21 protein-coding genes are annotated in these 21,391 nt (G+C 47.3%); 11 read left to right on the plus strand and 10 right to left on the minus strand.

What is annotated here, in order from left to right; all coding sequences use genetic code 11:
* Positions 1-19: 19 nt before the first annotated feature.
* On the plus strand, positions 20-478 hold the full coding sequence (locus LBPC_RS01310; RefSeq protein ID WP_003563079.1) for a threonine/serine exporter family protein: 459 nt from the start codon (positions 20-22) through the stop codon (positions 476-478).
* A 136-nt stretch (positions 479-614) separates the two neighbouring features.
* On the opposite strand, the gene LBPC_RS17205 is transcribed toward LBPC_RS01310, so the two are convergent.
* A complete protein-coding gene (locus tag LBPC_RS17205; protein ID WP_003661460.1) occupies positions 615-872 on the minus strand; it encodes a hypothetical protein in 258 nt (85 codons plus the stop codon).
* A gap of 281 nt (positions 873-1,153) precedes the next feature.
* Here LBPC_RS17205 and LBPC_RS01320 point away from each other — a divergent pair, with 281 nt between their 5' ends.
* The 5 genes from LBPC_RS01320 to LBPC_RS01340 are packed head-to-tail and all read left to right on the plus strand — an operon-like array spanning position 1,154 to position 5,704.
* The gene (locus LBPC_RS01320) at positions 1,154-2,347 is read left to right on the plus strand and encodes an ABC transporter substrate-binding protein (RefSeq protein ID WP_003661461.1); all 1,194 of its coding nucleotides are present in this window, start codon (positions 1,154-1,156) and stop codon (positions 2,345-2,347) included.
* 35 nt (positions 2,348-2,382) lie between these two features.
* Positions 2,383-3,261 carry a branched-chain amino acid ABC transporter permease gene (locus LBPC_RS01325; protein ID WP_003563083.1) on the plus strand — a complete coding sequence of 293 codons (879 nt, stop codon included), beginning with the start codon at positions 2,383-2,385 and terminating at the stop codon, positions 3,259-3,261.
* Between the two features lie 4 nt (positions 3,262-3,265).
* Complete coding sequence (locus LBPC_RS01330; protein ID WP_003563086.1) at positions 3,266-4,216, plus strand: branched-chain amino acid ABC transporter permease; 951 nt, start codon at positions 3,266-3,268, stop codon at positions 4,214-4,216.
* On the plus strand, positions 4,213-4,998 hold the full coding sequence (locus LBPC_RS01335; RefSeq protein WP_003573329.1) for an ABC transporter ATP-binding protein: 786 nt from the start codon (positions 4,213-4,215) through the stop codon (positions 4,996-4,998). The genes LBPC_RS01330 and LBPC_RS01335 overlap by 4 nt, the downstream gene beginning before the upstream one ends.
* The gene (locus tag LBPC_RS01340) at positions 4,991-5,704 is read left to right on the plus strand and encodes an ABC transporter ATP-binding protein (RefSeq protein WP_003661463.1); all 714 of its coding nucleotides are present in this window, start codon (positions 4,991-4,993) and stop codon (positions 5,702-5,704) included. The genes LBPC_RS01335 and LBPC_RS01340 overlap by 8 nt, the downstream gene beginning before the upstream one ends.
* A gap of 200 nt (positions 5,705-5,904) precedes the next feature.
* Here the strand turns inward: LBPC_RS01340 and LBPC_RS01345 are convergent, their stop codons facing one another.
* The 3 genes from LBPC_RS01345 to LBPC_RS01355 all read right to left on the minus strand — a co-directional run bounded on the left by LBPC_RS01345 (position 5,905) and on the right by LBPC_RS01355 (position 8,935).
* Entirely contained in the window at positions 5,905-6,807 is a 903-nt protein-coding gene (locus LBPC_RS01345) for an alpha/beta hydrolase (RefSeq protein ID WP_003563091.1), read from the minus strand.
* A complete protein-coding gene (locus LBPC_RS01350; protein ID WP_016383802.1) occupies positions 6,800-8,116 on the minus strand; it encodes a PTS sugar transporter subunit IIC in 1,317 nt (438 codons plus the stop codon). Before LBPC_RS01350 ends, LBPC_RS01345 begins: the two co-directional genes overlap by 8 nt.
* A gap of 135 nt (positions 8,117-8,251) precedes the next feature.
* Complete coding sequence (locus LBPC_RS01355; RefSeq protein ID WP_003563095.1) at positions 8,252-8,935, minus strand: beta/alpha barrel domain-containing protein; 684 nt, start codon at positions 8,933-8,935, stop codon at positions 8,252-8,254.
* A gap of 350 nt (positions 8,936-9,285) precedes the next feature.
* On the opposite strand from LBPC_RS01355, the gene deoC reads away from it, so the two are divergent.
* From deoC to msp1, 4 genes are all read left to right on the plus strand, one after another.
* The gene (gene deoC / locus LBPC_RS01360) at positions 9,286-9,951 is read left to right on the plus strand and encodes a deoxyribose-phosphate aldolase (protein WP_003563099.1); all 666 of its coding nucleotides are present in this window, start codon (positions 9,286-9,288) and stop codon (positions 9,949-9,951) included.
* 1 nt (position 9,952) lies between these two features.
* Entirely contained in the window at positions 9,953-11,143 is a 1,191-nt protein-coding gene (locus LBPC_RS01365; RefSeq protein ID WP_003661466.1) for a phosphopentomutase, read from the plus strand.
* Positions 11,144-11,171: 28 nt separating this feature from the next.
* A complete protein-coding gene (deoD, locus tag LBPC_RS01370; protein WP_003563103.1) occupies positions 11,172-11,888 on the plus strand; it encodes a purine-nucleoside phosphorylase in 717 nt (238 codons plus the stop codon).
* Positions 11,889-12,070: 182 nt separating this feature from the next.
* A complete protein-coding gene (gene msp1, locus LBPC_RS01375) occupies positions 12,071-13,564 on the plus strand; it encodes a cell wall hydrolase P75 (protein ID WP_003661468.1) in 1,494 nt (497 codons plus the stop codon).
* Between the two features lie 773 nt (positions 13,565-14,337).
* Here msp1 and LBPC_RS16875 read toward each other — a convergent pair.
* Together LBPC_RS16875 and LBPC_RS01385 are read right to left on the minus strand one after the other, a co-directional pair.
* A complete protein-coding gene (locus tag LBPC_RS16875) occupies positions 14,338-14,502 on the minus strand; it encodes a hypothetical protein (protein ID WP_003577430.1) in 165 nt (54 codons plus the stop codon).
* A gap of 202 nt (positions 14,503-14,704) precedes the next feature.
* On the minus strand, positions 14,705-14,893 hold the full coding sequence (locus LBPC_RS01385; protein ID WP_003563110.1) for a hypothetical protein: 189 nt from the start codon (positions 14,891-14,893) through the stop codon (positions 14,705-14,707).
* Positions 14,894-15,421: 528 nt separating this feature from the next.
* On the opposite strand from LBPC_RS01385, the gene LBPC_RS01390 reads away from it, so the two are divergent.
* On the plus strand, positions 15,422-15,604 hold the full coding sequence (locus LBPC_RS01390) for a hypothetical protein (protein ID WP_003661470.1): 183 nt from the start codon (positions 15,422-15,424) through the stop codon (positions 15,602-15,604).
* 191 nt (positions 15,605-15,795) lie between these two features.
* Here the strand turns inward: LBPC_RS01390 and LBPC_RS01395 are convergent, their stop codons facing one another.
* The 4 genes from LBPC_RS01395 to LBPC_RS01410 form a co-directional block, all read right to left on the minus strand.
* On the minus strand, positions 15,796-17,160 hold the full coding sequence (locus tag LBPC_RS01395) for an FAD-dependent oxidoreductase (protein WP_003661471.1): 1,365 nt from the start codon (positions 17,158-17,160) through the stop codon (positions 15,796-15,798).
* Positions 17,161-17,340: 180 nt separating this feature from the next.
* Positions 17,341-18,189: a sce7725 family protein gene (locus tag LBPC_RS01400; RefSeq protein WP_003661472.1), complete on the minus strand. Its 849-nt coding sequence runs from the start codon at positions 18,187-18,189 to the stop codon at positions 17,341-17,343.
* A complete protein-coding gene (locus LBPC_RS01405) occupies positions 18,186-18,866 on the minus strand; it encodes a hypothetical protein (RefSeq protein WP_003661473.1) in 681 nt (226 codons plus the stop codon). The genes LBPC_RS01400 and LBPC_RS01405 overlap by 4 nt, the downstream gene beginning before the upstream one ends.
* Entirely contained in the window at positions 18,844-21,228 is a 2,385-nt protein-coding gene (locus tag LBPC_RS01410) for a helicase C-terminal domain-containing protein (protein WP_016383800.1), read from the minus strand. The genes LBPC_RS01405 and LBPC_RS01410 overlap by 23 nt, the downstream gene beginning before the upstream one ends.
* Positions 21,229-21,391 lie beyond the last annotated feature (163 nt).

Raw genomic sequence — 21,391 nt, forward strand, 5'->3', positions numbered from 1 at the left:
ACATAAAGGGGGCGGCATCTTGCAGTGGTGGTTTGCTTTACTAGTTCAACTTTTGTTCAGTTATTTGGCAACGGTCGCTTTTGCTATCATTATCAACGTGCCGCGCAAGGCGTTAAATTTGGCTGGTTGGGCCGGGATGATGGGCTGGTTGGCCTACTGGTTGTTGATGGAAGTCGGTAGTGGCCGGATGATGGCCAATTTAGTCGGAGCTTTTGTCATTGGCTTGTGTGGTATCTTTTTTGCGCGCTATAAGAAAATGCCGGTCATCATTTTCAACATCCCGGGATTTGTACCTTTGGTGCCAGGCGCTGTTGCTTACCAAGCAGTACGAGCAACTGTCTTAGGCGATCTGGACGGGGCCTTGCAGTATGTCAGTCGGGTGGTCATGATCGCTGGTGCCATTGCTGTCGGCTTTATGTTGGCCCAGCTGTTATCAGAAGTGTTGTATAAACGAGCTGTTTTAAAACCGAAAAAGTGATATAATCATGTTATGCGATGAGTCGAGTAAGCACGCAACTTGTGCTGAAAGCTGCAGCTGACTGGTTAAAAGCCATCCGCCGGATTTGTGGGGTCAGCGATCTCAAGGTTGTGGAGCCAGCGAGATCCTATCCAAGTCAACTTGGGTACTGCAGAAAAAGGACGTTTTTGCCTTTAAGGGTAAGGACGTCCTTTTTTATTTGCGATTTAACTAGACTGACTACAAAGACAAACTCTTTTTGCTCTAATAACTTTATTAGAATAGAGGGTTGACTTAGACATGCATTTCCTCTAAGAAAGTTATTGCCAGGCGTTAGATTGTCATCAAAATAAACATTCAGCAAATTACCAATAAAAATTTCTGAGAAAATAAGTTGACTTTCCTTGGTAATCATATTAAGATTTTAACCAACCATTAATCTTAACTAGGAGGGCGTATTGATGTCATTGATGTGTATGCAAAGAAAAACAAATCGTAACTGTCATTACGCTCTTTTAGCCTTGTTGTTGATGCCAGGGACCCGACCGAATTGATCGTTTAAGATCAACGTGTTGAGCCCCGTTTTCGCATTGGCGATGGGGCGTACGATTAGCACCCATTCGTCTGAATGGGTGCTTTTTTCTGTTAAGAATCAATGAGATATAGTCATAAGCAATATAATGAGGGGGAACCAAGATGAAGAAGCAAATTGTCAAAGCAATTATGAGCGCTGGCGTCATCGCCGCTTCGATGCTGGCATTGGCAGGCTGTGCGACAAAGAGTGCCACGAGCAAAGGAAATACGGCAGGTAACACGATTAAAATCGGCGTGAACATGGAGTTGTCTGGCGCGGTTGCTGGTTACGGCGAACAGCAGAAACAAGGCATTGAATTGGCCGTGAAACAGATTAACGCTGCAGGTGGTATTAAGGTCGGAAATACTAAGAAAAAAATAACGGCCATCTATCGTGACAACAAATCGTCAACGAGCGGCGCGGCTTCAGTAGCTACACAGCTGGCGAATACTGACAAAGTGGTTGCGATCGTTGGACCGGCGACAACCAATGACGGAACAGCCTCTATTCCAAACGTGACCAAGGCGGCCGTACCAATGGTGAGTCCCAGTGCTACGGATCCAAACTTTACACTTCAGAAAAATGGCAGCGTGCAGCCTTACGTTTTCCGTGCTTGCTTCAATAACGATTTTCAAGGAGACCATGCGGCGATATTTGCCAACGATACCTTGAAGGCCAAAAACGTGGCGATTATTGCTGACAACTCGACTGATTACGGAACCGGGTTGGCTAAGGCATTCAAGAAGAAGTTTAAAGGTAATATCGTGACGACTCAGTATTATCAATCAGGTGATAAAGATTTCAATGCTATGCTGACAGCGATCAAAAGCAAGAAAATTGATGCCATCTATGCACCGGGCTATTATTCAGAATTAGGCCTCGTCATCAAGCAAGCGCGGCAGTCAGGCATCAAGGTACCGTTTATTGGTGCAGATGGCATGGCCGATCCTAAGTTGGCACAAATCGCCGGCGCTGCGAATGCAACTGATATTTATTACACCACGCCATTTTCGACGCTGAGTGCTAACAGCAGCAAGCTGGTGAAGAACTTTATGACCAGCTTTAAGAAGCAGTATCAAACAGAAGCACCAACGTTCTCAGCACTTGCCTACGATTCGGTTTACATGATCAAGCAAGCGATTGAAGATCAGAAGGCTGCTGATTCAGCCAGCATTGCCAAGGGCTTGGCCAAGATCAAAAAAATGCCTGCTGTGACAGGCACCACGACCATTGATAGTCACCATAATCCTGAGAAGCCGCTGGCGGTTGAGCAACTGACACAAGGCAAAATTGCCAAAGTCTATACCGTTAAGTAAATGACTGCGGAAGCTTTTTATGAGGAGATCATATTTTGCAAACCTTGATGCAACAAATCATTAATGGACTCTCACTTGGCAGTATTTACGCTTTACTCGCGCTAGGTTATACCATGGTTTATGGGATCATCAAGCTGATTAACTTTGCCCATGGTGATATCTATATGCTCGGCGCGTTTTGGGGCTATTATGCGATTAATTACCTGCACTTCAGTTTTGTTCCAGCATTGTTGTCGGCGATGGTGATGGCTGCGCTCTCAGGCGTCTTGATTGAATACTTGGCGTATCGTCCGTTGCGAAATTCACCGCGAATTGCGGCGTTAATCACTGCCATTGGCGTTTCCTTTTTCCTAGAAAATGGCATGTCGTTTCTATTCGGTGCTAATGCCCGGAACTTTCCACAGGTCATCACCACTAAAACCTACCAGATACTAGGGGTCGATGTTTCAAATGTGCAACTGCTTATTTTGTTCACATCCTTGGTACTGATGGTAATGCTGCAGTTCATTATCAAGCAAACAACGATGGGCAAGGCGATGCGGGCGGTGGCAGTTGATCCAGAAGCCGCTCAACTGGTGGGGATCAATCCCGATCACGTCATTTCCTTCACCTTCGCATTAGGATCAGCACTGGCTGGTGCAGCGGGTGTCATGATCGGCTTGTATTACAATTCGATTGATCCATTAATGGGAATGGTGCCGGGAATCAAAGCGTTTGTCGCCGCGGTTGTTGGTGGGATCGGATCGGTCCCAGGAGCGGCTGTAGGGGGCTTCTTGATTGGCTTGCTAGAAACTGGTGTTCAGGCTGTGGGCTTATCGGCCTACAAAGATGCGGCGGTTTACCTTGTTTTGATCATCATGCTGGTCGTGTTACCTGCTGGATTATTCGGCAAACGTCAACGGGAGAAGGTGTGAGCCTATGTTTAAAAATATGCGCAGTAAGCTCATTTGGCTCGCGACGATGATTGCTGGCTTTGTCTTGATCGACATTGGTGAATTAACCGGCGTCATTAACGGGTTTATCGAAAATGCGCTGGTCACAATCGGCATTAACATTATTTTGGCAGTCGGTTTGAATCTTATTATCGGATTTTCCGGTCAGTTTTCGCTTGGTCATGCTGGCTTCATGGCGATTGGCGCTTATGCCACGGCGATCATCACACAAAACATCTCAACGCCGCTTGGGTTTTACCTTGCTATGCTGGTCGGCATGATCGTTGCGATCATTGCCGCTTTGATTGTCGGAATCCCCACGTTGCGGCTGCGAGGTGACTATTTAGCGATTGCCACGATGGGCGCCGCCGAGATTATCCGAGTCATTATTAATAATTTGAAAATCACCAATGGCCCTGCTGGTATGTTTAATATTCCGCCTTTGGCTTCGTGGCCAACGGTCTATATCTTAATGTGTGTCACTACTGTGATCGTTGTGAACTTCATTCACAGTCGGGCGGGCCGCGCGGTGATGGCCATTCGTGATGATGACATTGCCGCTGAGTCGATTGGCATCAATCCGACCAAATGGAAACTGGCAGCTTTCGTGCTCGGCGCTGCCACGGCAGCCATTGGCGGTTCACTCCATGCGAGTTACTTGCAAACGATTGCTCCCGGAGATTTTGGCATCATGAATTCGATTGCTTTGCTGATTATCGTCGTTTTAGGCGGGGTCGGTAGTATCACTGGCACTTTTGTCGCGGCGGTTGTGTTGGGCATCATCGATACAGTGCTGCAGAACTTTGGCACTTTGCGAATGGTTATCTATGCGCTGGCACTCATTTTGCTAATGGTTTTCAAACCAGCTGGCTTATTAGGCCATTATGAGTTGTCGTTCAAGCGCAAGCGCCAGATTCGGAAAGGAGCAGCATCATGACGCAACAATTGGTAATTGATCACGTCAGTAAAGTTTTTGGCGGTTTAAAAGCCGTCGCGGATGTCACAATGACGATCGAACAAGGGACACTGATTGCCTTGATCGGGCCAAATGGCGCTGGGAAAACAACATTGTTCAATATGTTGACTGGCGAATCTGGGCCGTCGTCTGGCACGATTACCTTGTATACGGCTGATGGACCAGTTGATATTACGAAAAAGAAAGCCTATCAGGTGGCGAAGCTCGGTGTTGCTCGAACTTTTCAAAATATTCGCTTGTTTGGCGCCATGACGGTCAAAGAAAATGTTTTAGTGGCCAGGACACATCTTTATCGTGAAAGTTTCATTGGCACGATGCTGCGGTTGCCGCAGTTTTATCAACAGGAGGCAGCCGTAGCAACTGCAGCCGACGAATTGTTAGATTTTTTTGAGCTTGCTGATGTGGCCGATGAACCGACTGCTAGTTTGCCATATGGTACGCAACGGCGGGTGGAGATAGTGCGGGCAGTGGCCACGAAGCCGCAACTGCTGTTTCTGGATGAACCAGCTGCCGGGATGAATCCAGAAGAAACGGCAGATCTGGGGCGTTTGATTACTCGGATTCGTGAGCATTTTGGCATCACGGTGGTTTTGATTGAACATGACATGTCGCTGGTGATGAAATTGGCTGAGTCAATTTATGTACTCGACCATGGCGCCATGATTGCTTCTGGAACCCCTAATGAGATTCAAACTAACGCGCAGGTCATTAGTGCTTATCTGGGAGGTGAAAACCATGCTTGAGGTTAAACATCTCGTTGTGAACTATGGTGGCATTCAAGCTGTCAAAGACGTCAGCTTTAGCGTTCAAACAGGTGAGATTGTCGCCTTGATTGGCGCAAATGGTGCTGGTAAAAGTACGATTCTCAAAACAATCTCCGGTTTGTTGCGACCACGTTCCGGTATCATTGACTATGAAGGGCAGAAAATCAATGGCATGGCGGCAGCCAAAATTGTGAAGCAAGGCATCTCGCAAGTGCCGGAAGGTCGACATATTTTTGCTGGTTTGACGGTAGCCGAAAACCTGCAAATGGGTGCGTTTGGACTGAAGGATAAGCAAGCTGCTGGCGAACAAATAACGATGGTCTATGATCGTTTTCCGGTGTTGAAGGAGCGGCAACATCAAGATGCCGCAACACTTTCCGGTGGTGAACAGCAGATGTTAGCCATGGGGCGAGCTTTGATGGCAAAGCCCAAATTGCTGTTACTCGATGAGCCTTCGATGGGCTTGGCGCCGATTTTCATTCAAGAGATTTTTGACATTATCACGAAAATCAACGCGCAGGGAACAACAGTGTTGCTGATTGAGCAAAATGCACGCCAAGCGTTGGCCATCGCCGATCGCGGTTACGTTTTGGACAGCGGCACGGTCAAGCTGACCGGGACAGGCGAAGAGCTGCTTGCCGATCCGGCTGTGCAGGCAACTTATCTGGGGATGCAAGTGCCTTAGATAAGCCTTAGATAAGGGAACAGTTAACAAGCGTCAAAAAGCCAAGCCACAATATTTAGGGCTTGGCTTTTTGTTGTTATTGGTGACAAAAGATCGGTACAAAGACAAATAAACAGGCACTGACAGATGCGTCAGTGCCTGTTTATTTTTTGTCTGTATCAGTTAAGTGAGGTTGGACGGCCCTTTTGTCTTACGATCGTTTAAGGATTCTGTCCGGTATCGCCTGGTGCTTGTCCGACGCCTCGACCACTACCGCCTTGCCCTGGCCGAATGCCCTGTTGGTTTGGTGTAGCGACCATGTATTGACTGATCAAGTTCACAATCTGTCGATTTTGCGGTAGTGAGCTGTGACCCGCTTCGTCGCCGGAAACGGTGATCTGGGTGTAGTGCGCGACCTGGTTTTGGAAAATATATTTACCCGCTTCCACACTTTCGATTGGGACGGTGCCATCGCCGTCCAGATTTTCGGTACCAGCAATTGAGTAGACAGTCAAGCTGCTAGGCAACTTGTTGCGGCTAGTAATGAGATCGTTCAGCATTTGTGTTCGATTGTCAGGATTGCTTTCTTCAAGGTTGTACGGCGTTCCAATGGTCATGAGTCGTGTCATCCGCACATCAGAATCGCTGTAATACTTTTCGAGAAAAAGGGTGAAGATCAAGCCGCCATTACTGTGACCAATACCACGAAAACGATTGAAATTATAGGTTTTCGCCAATTGCTTAAAGGCAATGTTGAACCACGCCGCCTGTTTCTTGATGTTGTTATAACCATCTTTATTGTTTTCGAATGCGACAACGATGTACGGCTCGGTATCACGTGCTGCGATTTTGCCACTGTAAGTTAGTGTCCCATTCGTTTTCACCGTAATTTTCAGCAAACTATGGCCCGTTGTTTGGGCGTTTAGCTGAGTGATCAAGGTGTTGAACCGATCTTCTGTTGCTGAACTCCCAGGAATCAAAATAATCGGTTGCATACGGGAGTTGTGAACAACGCGAGCAGATTTAACGTTTTGTTCCATCCAGCTGGTAGCGGGGAGCATGATAGCCGTTACCGCCAAGACACTGACCAGTAACAACAGCCATTTTCGCCAGTGTTTAATCATGATGACCACCGACCTTTGCTGATTCAAGATTGATTGTTTCTGCTAGTCGCACAAATGGGATATAGATAAGAACCGAGATTGCTAAGCAGAGGATAGCCACGAGAAGCGATACCCAATTACCATTGGTGCCTAGGAAGGCTGCCAACGGTCCGGGCGTTGTCGTTGGAATCGTATAAACTGACGGCGGCATAAGACGCAAGCGGATAGCTGCCCATGCAATCGTCATATTAACTAGCGGTGCAATCAAGAACGGCACAAGTAAAATAGGGTTTAACATGACTGGCCAGCCAATCATGATTGGTGAGCTGATATTGACCAAGCTCGGCAAAAGCGACATGCCAGCTATTCGGCGTAATGGCCGGGTTTTGGCAACCCAAAGTGTCGCAATGATGAGGGCTAAGGTCATCCCAACGCCACCGAAACTCGCGAAGGGATGGTAAATGGTGCCAATAGTGATCGGGTTGGGCACGTTGAACAAATTGTTGTGCTCAAGCGCATAATTCAAATTGGCAGTGCTGGTCGTGCTACCGGCTTGCACTGTTAACGGATTAATCGGACCTTCAATACCAGCCCACCACATGAGGGCATTAATGGTGGTGACCAAGGCCAATCGAATCGACACGTGACTGAGGCTGGAGGCAGGTATCTGAAATGGAATGTAGAAAAGACCGATGAAACCTTCTGTCGAGATGCGGCTGAGGCTGTAATTGATCGCCACACTGATCACCAGGATCACGACAGTAAGCCAGGTGCCACGCAGCCCACGGTCAACCAAGGCAACGATTGTATACCGATGCGTTGGTTCTTCGAGGTCCGCACGTGTGAAGCGGAAGAGCCAACCGATAAGCAAGCCGAAAAAGATAGCAATAAACAAACCACGATAACCAAAATTATTCATTTGGAAAGGTGATTGGCCATTGCGTCGTGAATCCAAATTAAGAATCATAAATGCCCCGACACTCGTTAAGGCTGCCAAAGAATCATCTTTGCCATAAGATCGGGCAATAAATTTGGCAACGAAAAACGCCGCCATAACCGCCATCAGATCGAGAGTCACTGTTTGGATCGACATCAAAATGGTGCGGATCTGGTTATAGTAAGGAATGACGGTGTCAAGATGATAAATGACTGCAAAAAAGCCATTTCGTGAAAACACACTCTGCGTCAACATTTGAGCCCAAGCACCGACCAGAATAAACGGGAAAATGACGGCAAGGGTTTGTTGGAGCGCGCGATAAATGCGGGTGTGTCGCAACCGAACGCTATTGTTAACGAGCACGGGCAGCAATCTCTGCATCAGATTGCTCATGGCTGCCATCTCCCTTTTCAATTTTTTAATGGCGCATTATCAATGCTATTCTAACAAATATTAATATCGCCGAGTAGTTTTCGTATTGAAAAGAAAGTTAAAACAATGATGAGACGCCTTATGAAAGGTCGAGTTTTACGATTTCTGCTTTCGATAGGCCTCCATCTTGGCGTGGAAAGTCGCTTCCGTCACGCCATAGGCCGCAAATGTTACCGCATTAGCGCCAGCTTCGATCGTGGCAGTGATCTGCTCATCGGTTTTACCGCCAGAAGCAATAATCGGGAAATTCGGGTGCTTGCTGTCAATGGCCGCACGAACTTCGGCCACAAGATTGGCGGTTTCTTTGCCACCAGCAATGTTAAAGGCCGCGACACCGGCATCAATTCGGGCGTTAAGATCATCCATATGACGGACAATGGTATAGATCGTTGGAACGTCCACCACACGATTGACATTGATGAGCGTTTCAATCGGAGTTGGTGCATTTAACACAACGGCCTGAGCACCGCTTTCTTCCGCAAAAGCGCCAATGGTTGCGGCTCGCAAGCCCTTGGTTAGCCCGCCGCCGATGCCAGCCAGAATCGGCACGTTAGCCACCGTTGCTACAGCTTGGAGAATGCGCGTATTAGGTGTCCACGGATAGACAGCCAGAATCGCATCAGCATCGCAATTCGCGATTACAGCGACGTCCATGGTATAGATGATACTGCGAATTTTTTTACCAAAAAGCGTAATGCCACTGGCCGCTTTAATCGCTGAAGGTGCTTGAACAATATCAGTGCGGAGCTTAGAAGTTAAATTCGGGGGCATGTTCGTCATGGAAGTACCTCACTTTCAAGAAACAATTTGATTAACTTTATTATAATGGATGAGAATAGGTGAAGGCGAGAAGGACACCTTTATGACTGTTTTGCCATAGGTCGGGTGTCCCGAAGCCTTCGAGCTTGCTTTAATCAACTGCCTTGCCAAAACGCATTTGCAAGCCACAACTTGGCTTGACGGTACGCGTACTCATGATCTATTCACCCCTTTCTATGCACGATTAACCATACCATGGTATTCTTAAGGCAATCTGATGAATGCGTCATTTGGTAACCGCATTCATCTTCTGCAGATAAGATAAGCTTTTTGGCTGCGATCAGAAGGCTATTTATGACGGAGGCGTAAAAATGGCAAAACCATTGGCAAAGTACATCGATCATACTTTATTGAAACCGGATGCAACACAGGATCAGATTGATGAAGTATTGGCACAAGCAAAACAGTACGGTTTTGCATCAGTTTGTATTAATCCCTATTGGGTTGTTCGGGCGGCGGCTAGTTTGCGCGACACGGATGTGAACGTCTGCACGGTTATCGGCTTTCCTCTCGGGGCAAACACCACCCAGACGAAAGTTTTCGAGACTGGACAGGCAATTGACGAAGGTGCTCAGGAAATCGATATGGTCCTGAATATTGGCGAATTGAAGGCAGGGCATGACGATCATGTTCGTGCTGACATTCAGGCAGTTGCTGATATGACCCATGCCAAAGGTGGTTTGCTAAAAGTGATCATCGAAGCGGTTTTGCTCACGGATGATGAAAAAGTCACGGCTTGCAAGTTAGCAGCTGCGGCGGGCGCTGATTATGTGAAAACATCTACTGGATTTGCAGCAGGCGGCGCGACGGTGCACGATGTCGCTTTGATGCGCAAAACAGTTGGCGATAAACTAGGGGTTAAGGCAGCGGGCGGCATTCACACTTATGCTGAAGCTAAGGCATTGATTGATGCTGGCGCTGATCGTCTTGGTGCCAGTGCAGGGATTCAAATTTTGAAGGAAGCAGGCGAAGCATAAGATGGCATTTGATCGCATTATCACGATTGTGTTGGATTCAATCGGTATTGGTGAAGCACCTGACGCCGCTAAGTATGATGACACCGGCGCTGACACACTTGGTCATATTGGTGCCTATTTTGATGGTAAACTGGCTTTGCCAAATTTGCAGGCCATTGGGTTGGGTAATATTGCTCGACCAACACCAATTGCTGGCGTGACGGCGTTAGGTAGTCCCAGCGGCTATTTTGGCAAAATGGCCGAAATTTCTGCAGGTAAAGATAGTATGGATGGTCATTGGGAAATGATGGGTTTGCCTGTGACGGAACCTTTAGGCTATTTTCCCAAAGGTTTTCCGGCTGAGTTGATTAAACAAATTGAGGAGTTTTCCGGCCGTAAAGTTGTTTTGAACAAACCTTATTCTGGCACAGAAGCGATCAAGGACTATGGTGAGCAACAGCTGAAAACTGGCGATCTGATCGTGTATACCTCAGGTGATTCGGTGCTTCAAATTGCGGCGCAAACGGATGTCATTCCACTTGAAGAACTTTATCGCATTTGCCGTTACGTTCGCAGCATCACAATTGACGCACCATATCGCATTGGTCGGGTGATTGCACGGCCATATGTCGGGACAGACCCCACTACGTTCACGCGGACCAGTGACCGTCATGATTACACACTTAAGCCGGATAAGCCGACAGATCTTGATCGCCTTCAAGGTGCTGGCATTGCGACTTATGGCATTGGGAAAATTAACGATATTTTCTCTGGCCAAGGGCTAGATGACGGTGTTCATACCACTAGTAATGTTGATGGCATGGAAAAAACAATTGAAGCAGTCAAATCGGACCGCCGCGGATTTATTTTCACCAATTTAGTGGATTTTGATGCGATGTATGGCCATCGCCGTAACGCGCAAGGCGACGGGGATGCCTTGATGACTTTCGATCGACAATTGGGCGACTTAATGACAGTGCTACGGCATCAGGATCTATTGATGATCACGGCGGACCACGGAAATGACCCAACTTTCCGCGGAACAGACCACACCCGCGAGTATGTTCCGTTGCTAGCCTACAGCAAGCAATTGCCGGGTAATGGCGATTTAGGTATTCGTTCGCCATTTTCAGATCTTGGTGCCACGATTTTAGATAATTTTGGTGTCACAGGTAATCAAGTTGGCCAGTCGTTCTTAAACCTACTTAAATAAACCCACATTTTGAAGGAGAATCATTGTCATGAGCACACATATTGATGCCCCAAAAGGAGCCATTGCCGACGTCGTCTTATTGCCAGGTGATCCATTGCGAGCACAGTACATCGCGGAAAACTTTCTGGACAATGCCCAACGTTACAACACGGTGCGGAATGCATTTGGATTCACCGGCACGTTTGAAGGCCGGCGCGTGTCGGTTCAAGCGACCGGGATGGGCATTCCTTCGATCTCAATTTATGTTAATGAATTGATTCAAGACTATGGGGTTAAAACGCTCATTCGCGTTGGCACAGCTGGCGGCATGGGCGAAAATGTCAAAGTTCGCGATGTTGTGCTGGCCCAAGGATCTTCGACTGATAGCAGCATTATCTTGAATACGTTTGGCGCCGGGCTTTATTTTGCCCCACTAGCCGACTTCAACCTTCTTCGTGAGGCGGCAAACTTGGCAGATACTAGTGCAATTCGCTATCATGTTGGTAACGTGCTTGGCGAGGATCGCTTTTATAACGATGAGATGGATCGTCAAAAACTCATTGATTATGAAGTGCTGGCGACTGAGATGGAAACGCCGGCACTTTATCTACTTGCGGCTAAGTACCATGTGCACGCGTTATCGATCCTCACGGTTTCAAATCACTTGGTTACAGGTGAAGAAACCTCAGCCCAAGAGCGACAGACCAGCTTTAATGACATGATCGGTCTGGCACTCGGTGTTGCCAAAACAGTTCCTGATCGTTAGATAACGCATGAAATCTAGTTATACCAGGGCTTTGGCGCTTTGAATTTTACAGTTGAAATATTTTTTTAATGTGCGTACCAGTAGGAAACGTGTTATTCTGTATATGGTTTCTTAAGAAATGGTAAACGCAAGTAAAACGCAATTTTTGAAAAAATTCAGTTTTGGATTGGAGGAGTACATACATGGTAGATGCAAAGAAAGTATTGTCAGTTACGGCAGGATTCGTTGGTGCTGCCGGTTTGGCAACTTTAGCTACCGGCGCTAATACTGTTTCCGCTTCAACGGGGACAGTCAATTACAAATCGGGTGCGACCACCGTATGGAATAGTCCATCATGGCATCAAGTAAAACGCTATGTGACTTTTGGTGACAAAGTACAAGTTCTAGGTCAAAAAGTTGACCGAAACGGTGCTACTTGGTATAAAGTCGGCGACAATCAGTGGATCCCTGGCATTTATTTGAATTTTGACGGCAAGACTGTCACCGTTCAAGCACCAGAACAAACTGCCAGTCAGGCACCGGTTAGCCAAGCGCCAGCTAGCCAAGCACCTGCAAGTCAGGCACCTGCGAGTCAAGCAGCCACACAGCCTGATACCCAGACAGCAAACATTCAGTTATATGTTAAAAACATTGGTTCTGCAGTCACAGTTTGGGCAACACCAGCGTACAGTCAGGCAACTGGCCAGTATCTGGAAGGCAACCAGACGTTGACGGCGGTTGCCCAGTTGCAAGCCAATGGCGAAACATGGTATCGGTTAGCAAATGGCGGTTACGTGCCAGAACGTTTTGCTAGCACAACACCTGCACCAGCACCGCAGTCATCTGCTGCAACGAGTGTTGCGGCACCGACTGCGCCTGTATCTGATGCAACGGCTTCGAACGCAGCTGCTTCAAATGCCGCCGCTTCGGATGCTGCTGTCTCCAGTGCTGCAGCGTCCAGTGCCGCAGCGTCCAGTGCTGCAGCGTCCAGTGCCGCAGCGTCCAGTGCCGCAGCGTCCAGTGCCGCAGCGTCATTGGCTGTCGCTTCAGAAGCTGCTGCTTCGGTTGCAAATGCCTCTAGCGCTGCTGCATCGTCTGCTGCTGATTCTAGCGCTGCAGCTGTGCAGACTACGACGCCTGAGTCCAGTGCTGCGCCTGCAACGACACAGGTTGATGCAACTCAGGAACAGCAACAGCAGGCAGAACCAAGCAATACGGTCAATGCCGAGGAAACGACAAATAACGCGACGCCGACTCCTGCACCAACGCCGACTCCTGCACCAACGCCGACTCCTGCACCAACCCCAGCCCCAGCTCCTGTTACGCCGTCACGTCAGGCAAAAATTCAGGCGGTTATCTCAATTGCTGAACAGCAAATTGGGAAACCTTATGTATGGGGTGGCAAGGGTCCTAACAGCTTTGACTGCTCAGGCTTGATGTATTATGCCTTTTTGAACGGCGCCGGTGTTAACATCGGTGGTTGGACAGTGCCACAAGAATCTTCTGGTCAGCAAGTCTCACTGAGTGCACTTCAGCCTGGTGATTTGCTCTTCTGGGGCGGACATGGTAGCTCTTACCACGTAGCGCTCTACATTGGTGGCGGTACAATGATTCAGGCACCACAACCAGGTGAAAATGTGAAGTATACGGCATTAGCTTACTTCATGCCTGATTTTGCTGTTCGTCCTTCACTATAAGGATAACTAATGGCTAAAATTAAACTGGAACATTCTCGCGAGAGGGTGTTCCTTTTTTTTGCTTTTTTTCATTCCGGGGCAAAAAATATCCTGCATTCACGGGATATCCAGTACGATTCAACGATTGATAGCTATCCTAATCATCATAGTCCGGACTTTTGATCAGTTCAGATGGAGCAGTCTTTGTAGGGGATTTAAAGATGTATTTTGCAATGGATGGCGAAATGTTCTTGGCTAAGGCCTGTCCCCAATTTTGTGAGATCTCCAGTAACGCAACATCATGTGGTTGAGTCGAGATCAATGACAGAAAATGTCCGGTCCACTAGCGATTTTGTCCAAGCTGTTGGTATGTAAAGCTATAAATTGTTGCCGAGCTTTTTCGGCACTTCCTTAGATTGATCTGCTGTTTGAATATTTGGTCCCTAGATAGACTTGCAGGGTGGGTAGCTATCCTATAGACAATATACGATGGGCGGCCGCTTTTTTGTTGCTTTAAATTTTAACGTTGATAATTGCTGCTTTTTCGTCGCTAGCAGTGTCAAAAAAGCTAAATAACGACGAAAAAAGCGGATTTTGCTACGTTTATTTTTAAACGGTATTGAACGACATCTCTCTAAGCAAGTGAGATACCTTTAGATGCGTCAGCTTTTTTGGAGTGGGGGATAACTGAGGACAATAGAAAGCTGAAAAGCACAAACAGTGCACTCAATAAGTGTGCACTGCGTTTTGGTCTGATGAGCATCATGCAAGCTTTTGTAGCTTTAGCTCAATGATTACTTAACCCATTTTGCGATTGACTGACCCACTTGGTACCCAGCATCAAAGATACCGGTGAAGATACCTTTCATGATGACCTCGACTGACAAATCGCCGCCAACAACCGACACTTGTTCTGTGTAGGTAAGTTCAGGAAATTGATTCAAAGCTTTTTGATTCATTGTGGCTTCCTCCATTTATCGTGTCTATTTCAAATAACTAGCTATAGAGCTACCTTTTTGATAACCCACATGAAATTAAGTTTGCAAGACTCCCGTGCCAAACTGCCAAAGCATCAAGATCAAAAGACGGGCAGTAATGGCCAAAGGGAGCTTCTGTGCGAGAACGCGAAGTACGAATTGCTTTGGCACGTTCACCACTTATTTATACAGTTGCAGGTTTCTTTTCTTGCGTCATGCCATCCGTAAAGCCAGAGAAGACACCGGACAGAAATACAGTGAGACTTCCAATGATGACGCCGGTAGCGACAACACCGATGCCGCCTTGACTTTCTGCTAATTCTGAATCATCGATGCACGAAAAGTTTTTAAGCACTAAGTTATTTTCCAACATAAGTTTCAGCTCCTAGTATTTTTTGAATGTTTCGGCTTACTACAACCACGGCGATTGTCCATAATGCCCAGCAGTGCGGAAACCATTGCTGAGGTAGTATCGGCAATTGCCATGTAGTGTCGCCCCTTCGTTTGGGATAGTACAAGAACACATATGAAAAAGTGTGCTTAGTATGTCACGGTTGAAGGGGTCAAAAATGATTTCTCTTTCCTCTCCTTCCCGCTAATTGCCGTAGATCTGAGACAAAACTATCTAGGTGCTAGCGACCCTGTACATAATATACAAGTATTAGGCGATTTATAGGCAGCAGAGAAATTAACGTTGCGTTATTCGGGCTTTTCGTGGCTTATTTAGCCATAAGTTTCAAAATGCGACGAAAAAAGACGATTTTGCAACGTTTATTTTTTGCTGTTGATTAATATGTTTGAAACTAGACATTAACGGTAGGATTAAAAATTACTCAAGATTAAAAACAACTTTGGCCACATTCAATGATTAAAATCGAAAAAAATCACCAGTTTCTGAATCGTGATCGCGGCTCAGATAGCACTTGTTGGCCGGCAGTTTCAAGGCTATTTTGTTTGGCTGCTTCAAGCTCAAATTTCGTGGGCAAATAGTTTCATGCGCTTGATCAGACGCGAAAGTGACTGGGTAACCCGTGCATTGGAAAAGTCAGGGAAAAATTTTCAGACGTCAAGCAAAAACGAATGACCTCCTCTTCTTATACAGGGGAAATCATTCGCTTTTTGGTTTTTATCGGGTAATGACTGGGATTTATGAGTGGGCCACGGCAAAGAACTTTTTTGCCCTTGCGCTTTTTTCCGGGTTATTCGGAACCTAACAAATCATAAATTCTAAGAAGAAATTGTTGCTCTTAGATAATCGTTTGCAATTCAGCTGAATTAAGCCACCGGTGTTTTTTCCATTTCCTGAGCTTTGGCAACGGCTGCCATGGCGACGGCGTTGACCCAGTTGATTGGCTGGTCAAAGTTTGGCTGGAAGAGCATGTCGACCATGGCCAATGTTTCGATCGTCATGTGCGTTTGAATCGCTAAGGAGATGACATTGGCACTTTGGCTGATGTCATGCTTGGAAAAGAAGGCCCCGCCTTTGACTTCGTGCGTTTTAGGATCCCAAGTCAAGCTGCAAAGAACCGGCGTGGTGGTCAGCATAAAATCAGGTCGGTAATCCTGCTCAATGGTCACGCTGGCAACCTCAATGCCACGGGCTTTGGCTCCTTCAGTGGTCATGCCAGAGGCAGCAATGGCGTGTTCGAAAAGTTCAACCGCTGAGCTTGATTGGGTACCGAGATACTTTTCGGTTGGTTTTTCAATATTTTTGCCGACTAAAATACCTTGACGGACGGCATTGGTTGCTAACGGAATGTAGTCATTTTTGCCAGTCGGGTTGTAATGCACGGTAGCAGTGTCGCCGGCTGCAAAAATAGCAGGATCGCTAGTTTGCATATAGGCGTCGGTGATCACGGCACCATTTGGCAAGGTCTCCAAATGGTCTTTCAGCAGTTCCGTGTTTGGTCGGAAACCGGTACACAAAATAGCGATATCTGCTGTATAGCTGCCTTTGTCAGTTGTGACGGTCATCTCACCATCAGTGCCTTGGTCGAAACCGGTGACCATCTCACCCAGTGCTAAATTGACGCCATGATCCGTATAAAGTTTTTCTACTCGATCTGTAATGGTAGCGTCAAAGTTTTTCGCCAACACACGTGGTAAGCCATCGATCAAAGTAACTTGTTTGTCAGTTAGTGCATACTGTTCGGCAAGCTCGGCGCCAATATAGCCGGCACCGATCACGATCGCACTTTTAATGGTCGGAGCAAGCGCCTTTAAAGCCTTGGCATCATGCCAATTTTTGCAAAGATGAACATCCGTGTCGTGAATGCCCGGAATGTTTGGGACGATCGGCGTCGAACCAGTTGTGTAAACCAATTTGTCATATGTATCAGTGGTCACGTTGCCGGTTTTGAGATCCTTGACTTCAACCGTTTTCGCTACAGGATCAATCGCCAAAACGTCATGCTCCATTTGCATGTTAGCACCCAGCGCAGCCAATGCTTCAGGACTGGAATAAAACATTTTATCAGGATCACTGATATGATCACCAACCCACAAAGCGATGCCACATGATAGAAATGATAGATTGCTATTTCGTTCATAGACAGTCACGTCGTAATCGGGATGCTCTGTCAAAATTTGCTGTGTTGCGAATGTACCGGCATGAGTCGCACCAATAACAAGAACTTTCATTAGGTAAACACTCCTTCATATATTGATAAGGTTTTCACAAAAAGTGTAACATAATTAGTTGTTCGTGACTAGATTGTCCACGGCTAAAATTGTGAAATATTTATTAAGAAACGCTTTCAACAATATAAAAAATCTTTCAATAAAAAATCGATTACCAATTGATAGGCAATCGATTTTTCGTTAATGTCGCTGCGCGGGTTGCAACCAGCGCCCGATGAGTTCGAGATGATGCATGAGCTGATATTTACGAACAATGCCAAGGCCGGGAAAATGATGGCGGGTGGCCGCGGTCATGAACGCACTGGTTCCAGTTGTTTGCGCATCTGGGTGAAATGGCAGCCATGCCGTTAGTTGATCCAAGACTTCGAAAAACTTGGCTTGCGGATTGGCAAAGTCGTCATTATTAACCGAAACGAAGTGATGCAATCGCAATGTGCCATCGCCCGCTGGATAAACCAGATGAATGGCGACAGCTCGTTGCGGATAACCATGCTCGAAATAGTCACTGGTGGCAAGGGGATAGTCCGCAAAGCCGATACCAGGCAGTGAAGTCGGAGCGTACTGATAAAACTCATCTTGCAAGATACCATAGTCATCCGTGTGTGGATAAACGGTGAAATGGTCATTTAAATAAATGGCGTGAGGCAAAGCCAGTCGGCGAACCCGCGCCTCATCAGGCACCAAGGCTAGCTGGCGCCGTGGCAGAACTTTTGCTTGCGCTGCTGTCGTTGCGATCACCAGTGCGGCTGGTCGGGCATCAAAAATTCGGGCGGGCTGCACAACGTCACTTAAAACAACAACATGGCGCGGCGCTGCCAGTAACTGATACGTGCCGACTTGCGGATTTTGAATTACATAGCCCGGATGTGCTGCTTGAACCAGAGCGCTAGTTACCTTCGTGACGCCGGGGATATCTTTGACCGGTTCAATGACAGGGATGACGGTTTTTGGTAATTGGTGATCGGCAACCAGCTGTGTCACCGCAGCCAGATCATATAATTTACCCCGGATAATCGGAAAATACTTCATCTGTTGGCGTCCATTTTGGCGGTAGCGAGTTCAGCATTCAACGCGTCAATCTCTTCTTGTAAGGCATTGATCGTGGTATTGTCGAGCTCCGAAACAAATTGATCATAAAGATTCTTGTCAGGGTGATAAATATCGTAATCGGCTGAGCGTTTTTTCAGTTCAGTAAATAGATCGGCTTCTGAGAATTGGCCAAGGCCCTTGGCAACTTGTTTGGCCTTGACTACTTCGCGATTGAGGCTGGCGATGAAATGGTCGGTCAAAGTGGCTTCAGGGACTTGCAGTTCTTGACGGCGAGCTGGTTTGGCGATCGTCAAAGTACCGGGTGTTACCACAGGAACAGCGCTGGCTGCGATTGCGGCTTTAGAGAAGGGATGGTAGGTAAAAACACCAATCCCATGTGGAATTTCGCTAGCCACCGCCGTGTACAGTCGTTGTGGCAAGACAAAATAGTTGTAATGACCGATAAAGCTGAGTTTGGCGCTACTATGGAAGTCGGCTTTGGTGACTTTGAGCTCAAAACAACGCCAAATGGTCGCGTCTTGCTGCTTTTGGCGAACCAGGGTATCGACAATTCCGCGATCGTCTGGCATCGTCACTTCTTCAACCACGGTGGCCCCTTGTTCTTGCCAGTAGGCATAAAGCGTTTTTTCTAAATCAAGCGTTAGCTGTGTTTTCATGATGGGCCTCCCAGAAATGCGTCAAGAGTTGAGCTAATTGCGTTGGGTTGTAGCTGACTTGGGCGTGGGTCCAGTGATCTGGAAAAAGGCGGGCATAACGTGGGGTAATAAAACGTTCGTCAATCAGCAGAATGACCCCGACGTCCTTGGTACCGCGGATGACGCGGCCACCTGCTTGTAACACGTTATTGAAACCCGGCAGCTGATAGGCATATGCGAAGCCTTGACCGTTCGCCCGATCAAAATAGGCCCGCAGTTGATCGGTTTCAGCATTGATACCTGGCAACCCCACGGAGATAATGGCAACGCCAATCAGTCGACTTCCCTTGAGATCAATGCCTTCAGCAAAGATCCCGCCAAGCACGGCAAACCCGATAATCGGTTCACTACCAGTTTGAAAATGATCTAGAAATGTTTGCCGATCCGCTTCAGTCATGGCATTTTCTTGAGCGCAAACCTTTAGATCGGGATTCGCCGCAGTGAAGGCTTCATAGGCCGTTTTCAAGTAGGCATAGGATGGAAAAAAGAAGAGATAATTGCCGCTTTTGGTGCGAACTAATGTTGTCAGGCTCGCAATCAACTGCGGCAAATCCTGCGTGCGTCGTCGATAAGTCGTATTGACACTAGCGTCAACAATAACTGCTTGTTTGGCGGGATCAAATGGGGAGGGCAGCGTATAGGCGAGACTGTTGTCGATCCCGCCAAGCAACTTTTGAAAATATGCCATCGGTGATAAGGTCGCCGAAAATAAGACGGCACCACGCCCTTTTTTCAAGGCTTCGTCCACAAATTGCGACGGATCGAGACACAGTTCTTTAACCATAATCTGGCCGTTTTCTTTAGTGACTTCGGTTTTGAATGTCGCGTCATAGAAGTCGCCAATTCGCAGATATTGATTGGCTAGAAAAAATACCGGCAAAACGAGATCGACAGCAGGTTGCAACGCGGGGGTTGGCGGTTCGCTGAGCCAATCGTGAACGACTTCGGTGAAGCGAAAAAGAACTGCGGTGAGGTCATCAAGCGGATCATCTTGAAAGATGGTCGGTTGTGAGGTCAACAAGGTTGAAGTCGTTGCATCAAGGGTATTCAAAATACGTGTCATGGCGCGGCGAACTTTTGTCAACGGGGCACTTTTATAAGGGGTTAGCGCTTTTTTTAACTGGACGAAATCTTGATCTGTGATGGCAGCGGTGTACATGTCCCGCGCGCGACTGACTAAGTTGTGCGCTTCATCGATCAGGAAGAAATTGCTGTCATCTTTTTCGCTAAAAAAGCGTTGCAAAAAAACCAGCGGATCAAAGAGATAATTGTAATCACAGATGATGACGTCGCAAAATAGGCTGGCGTCCAGTGAAAATTCAAATGGATCGAGCCTATGTTTGCGAGCATAAGTCTCGATGACGGGACGTGTCAGTTGATCCTCGTGTTCCAGTAGATCGTGTAAGGCTGGTTTTAGGCGATCATAGTAACCTAACATGTAAGGATTCTTGCTGGGGTCATCAGGTTCGTCAGCAAATGTGATGGTGTCTTTAGCCGTTAAAGTGATACTTTTGGCGGTTAAACCTGCTTGCGCCATCAAGGCCATCGCCTGTTCAGCCACGCGTCGAGTGCTTTGCTTGGCAGTTAGGTAAAAGGCTCGCTGGATCAAGCCCGTGCCCATCGCTTTTAAGGTTGGGAAAAGTGCAGAGATGGTTTTACCAGTGCCGGTGGGAGCTTGCACAAACAAACGTGCTTGGCTGTAGATCGCCTTATAAACAGCGGCGGCTAGCTCGTGTTGGCCAGCTCGGAATTGCGGAAATGGAAAATCAAGCTGGTCGATGGAGGTGTTGCGTCGTTTGATGATATCACTACGTAGTTTGAGCCAGTCGCGAAATTCTTCAAGTAAATCAGTGAAATCATCAGCCAACTCGGCGGCACTTTTGACTTCACTGAAACGGCTGACTGTGTCGGTGCTGGTCTGGACATAAACCAGCGTGATTGTTGCTTGATCCAAATGCCGTTGTTCACAAAGTAGATGGCCATAAATACGTGCTTGCGCCCAATAGCGGTCTTTTGTGTTTTGTGTGGCCTCTTCCCATGGGCGTGCACTGGTTTTGATTTCCTCAACTGTGAGGCTGGTGTCATCTGTCCAGACACCATCCGCTCGGCCTTCGAGCTGATAGTCTTCATTGTTCACGGTGACGGCGGTTTTGAGGTAAACTTCCTTTTCGTAATCGGACTCACGGTGAGCAGCTTGAAGTTTACGATGAATTTGGCTACCAATGATGGCGGTGTTATTTGAATTGCTGGTGATTGGATTGAGGTCGCCGGTGCGAACGGTTAACTCAACGAACTCACGAATACCAATGCGATTGTTTGCCATCACTGCGCCCCCTTGCTTGTCATGGTTAGTTATTAGTATAGAACATACATTCTCTATGGGGAAGACTGGTGAGTCAGGGTCATGCGCCGTCACGCTCTAGCTCCGCGTCGCAAGCCCCATCCGGCCGGAGATTGCGTAGTTTGGCACGGCAATTTTAGCGTAA

This window comes from Lacticaseibacillus paracasei subsp. paracasei, from assembly GCF_000829035.1.
Lineage (GTDB): Bacteria > Bacillota > Bacilli > Lactobacillales > Lactobacillaceae > Lacticaseibacillus > Lacticaseibacillus paracasei.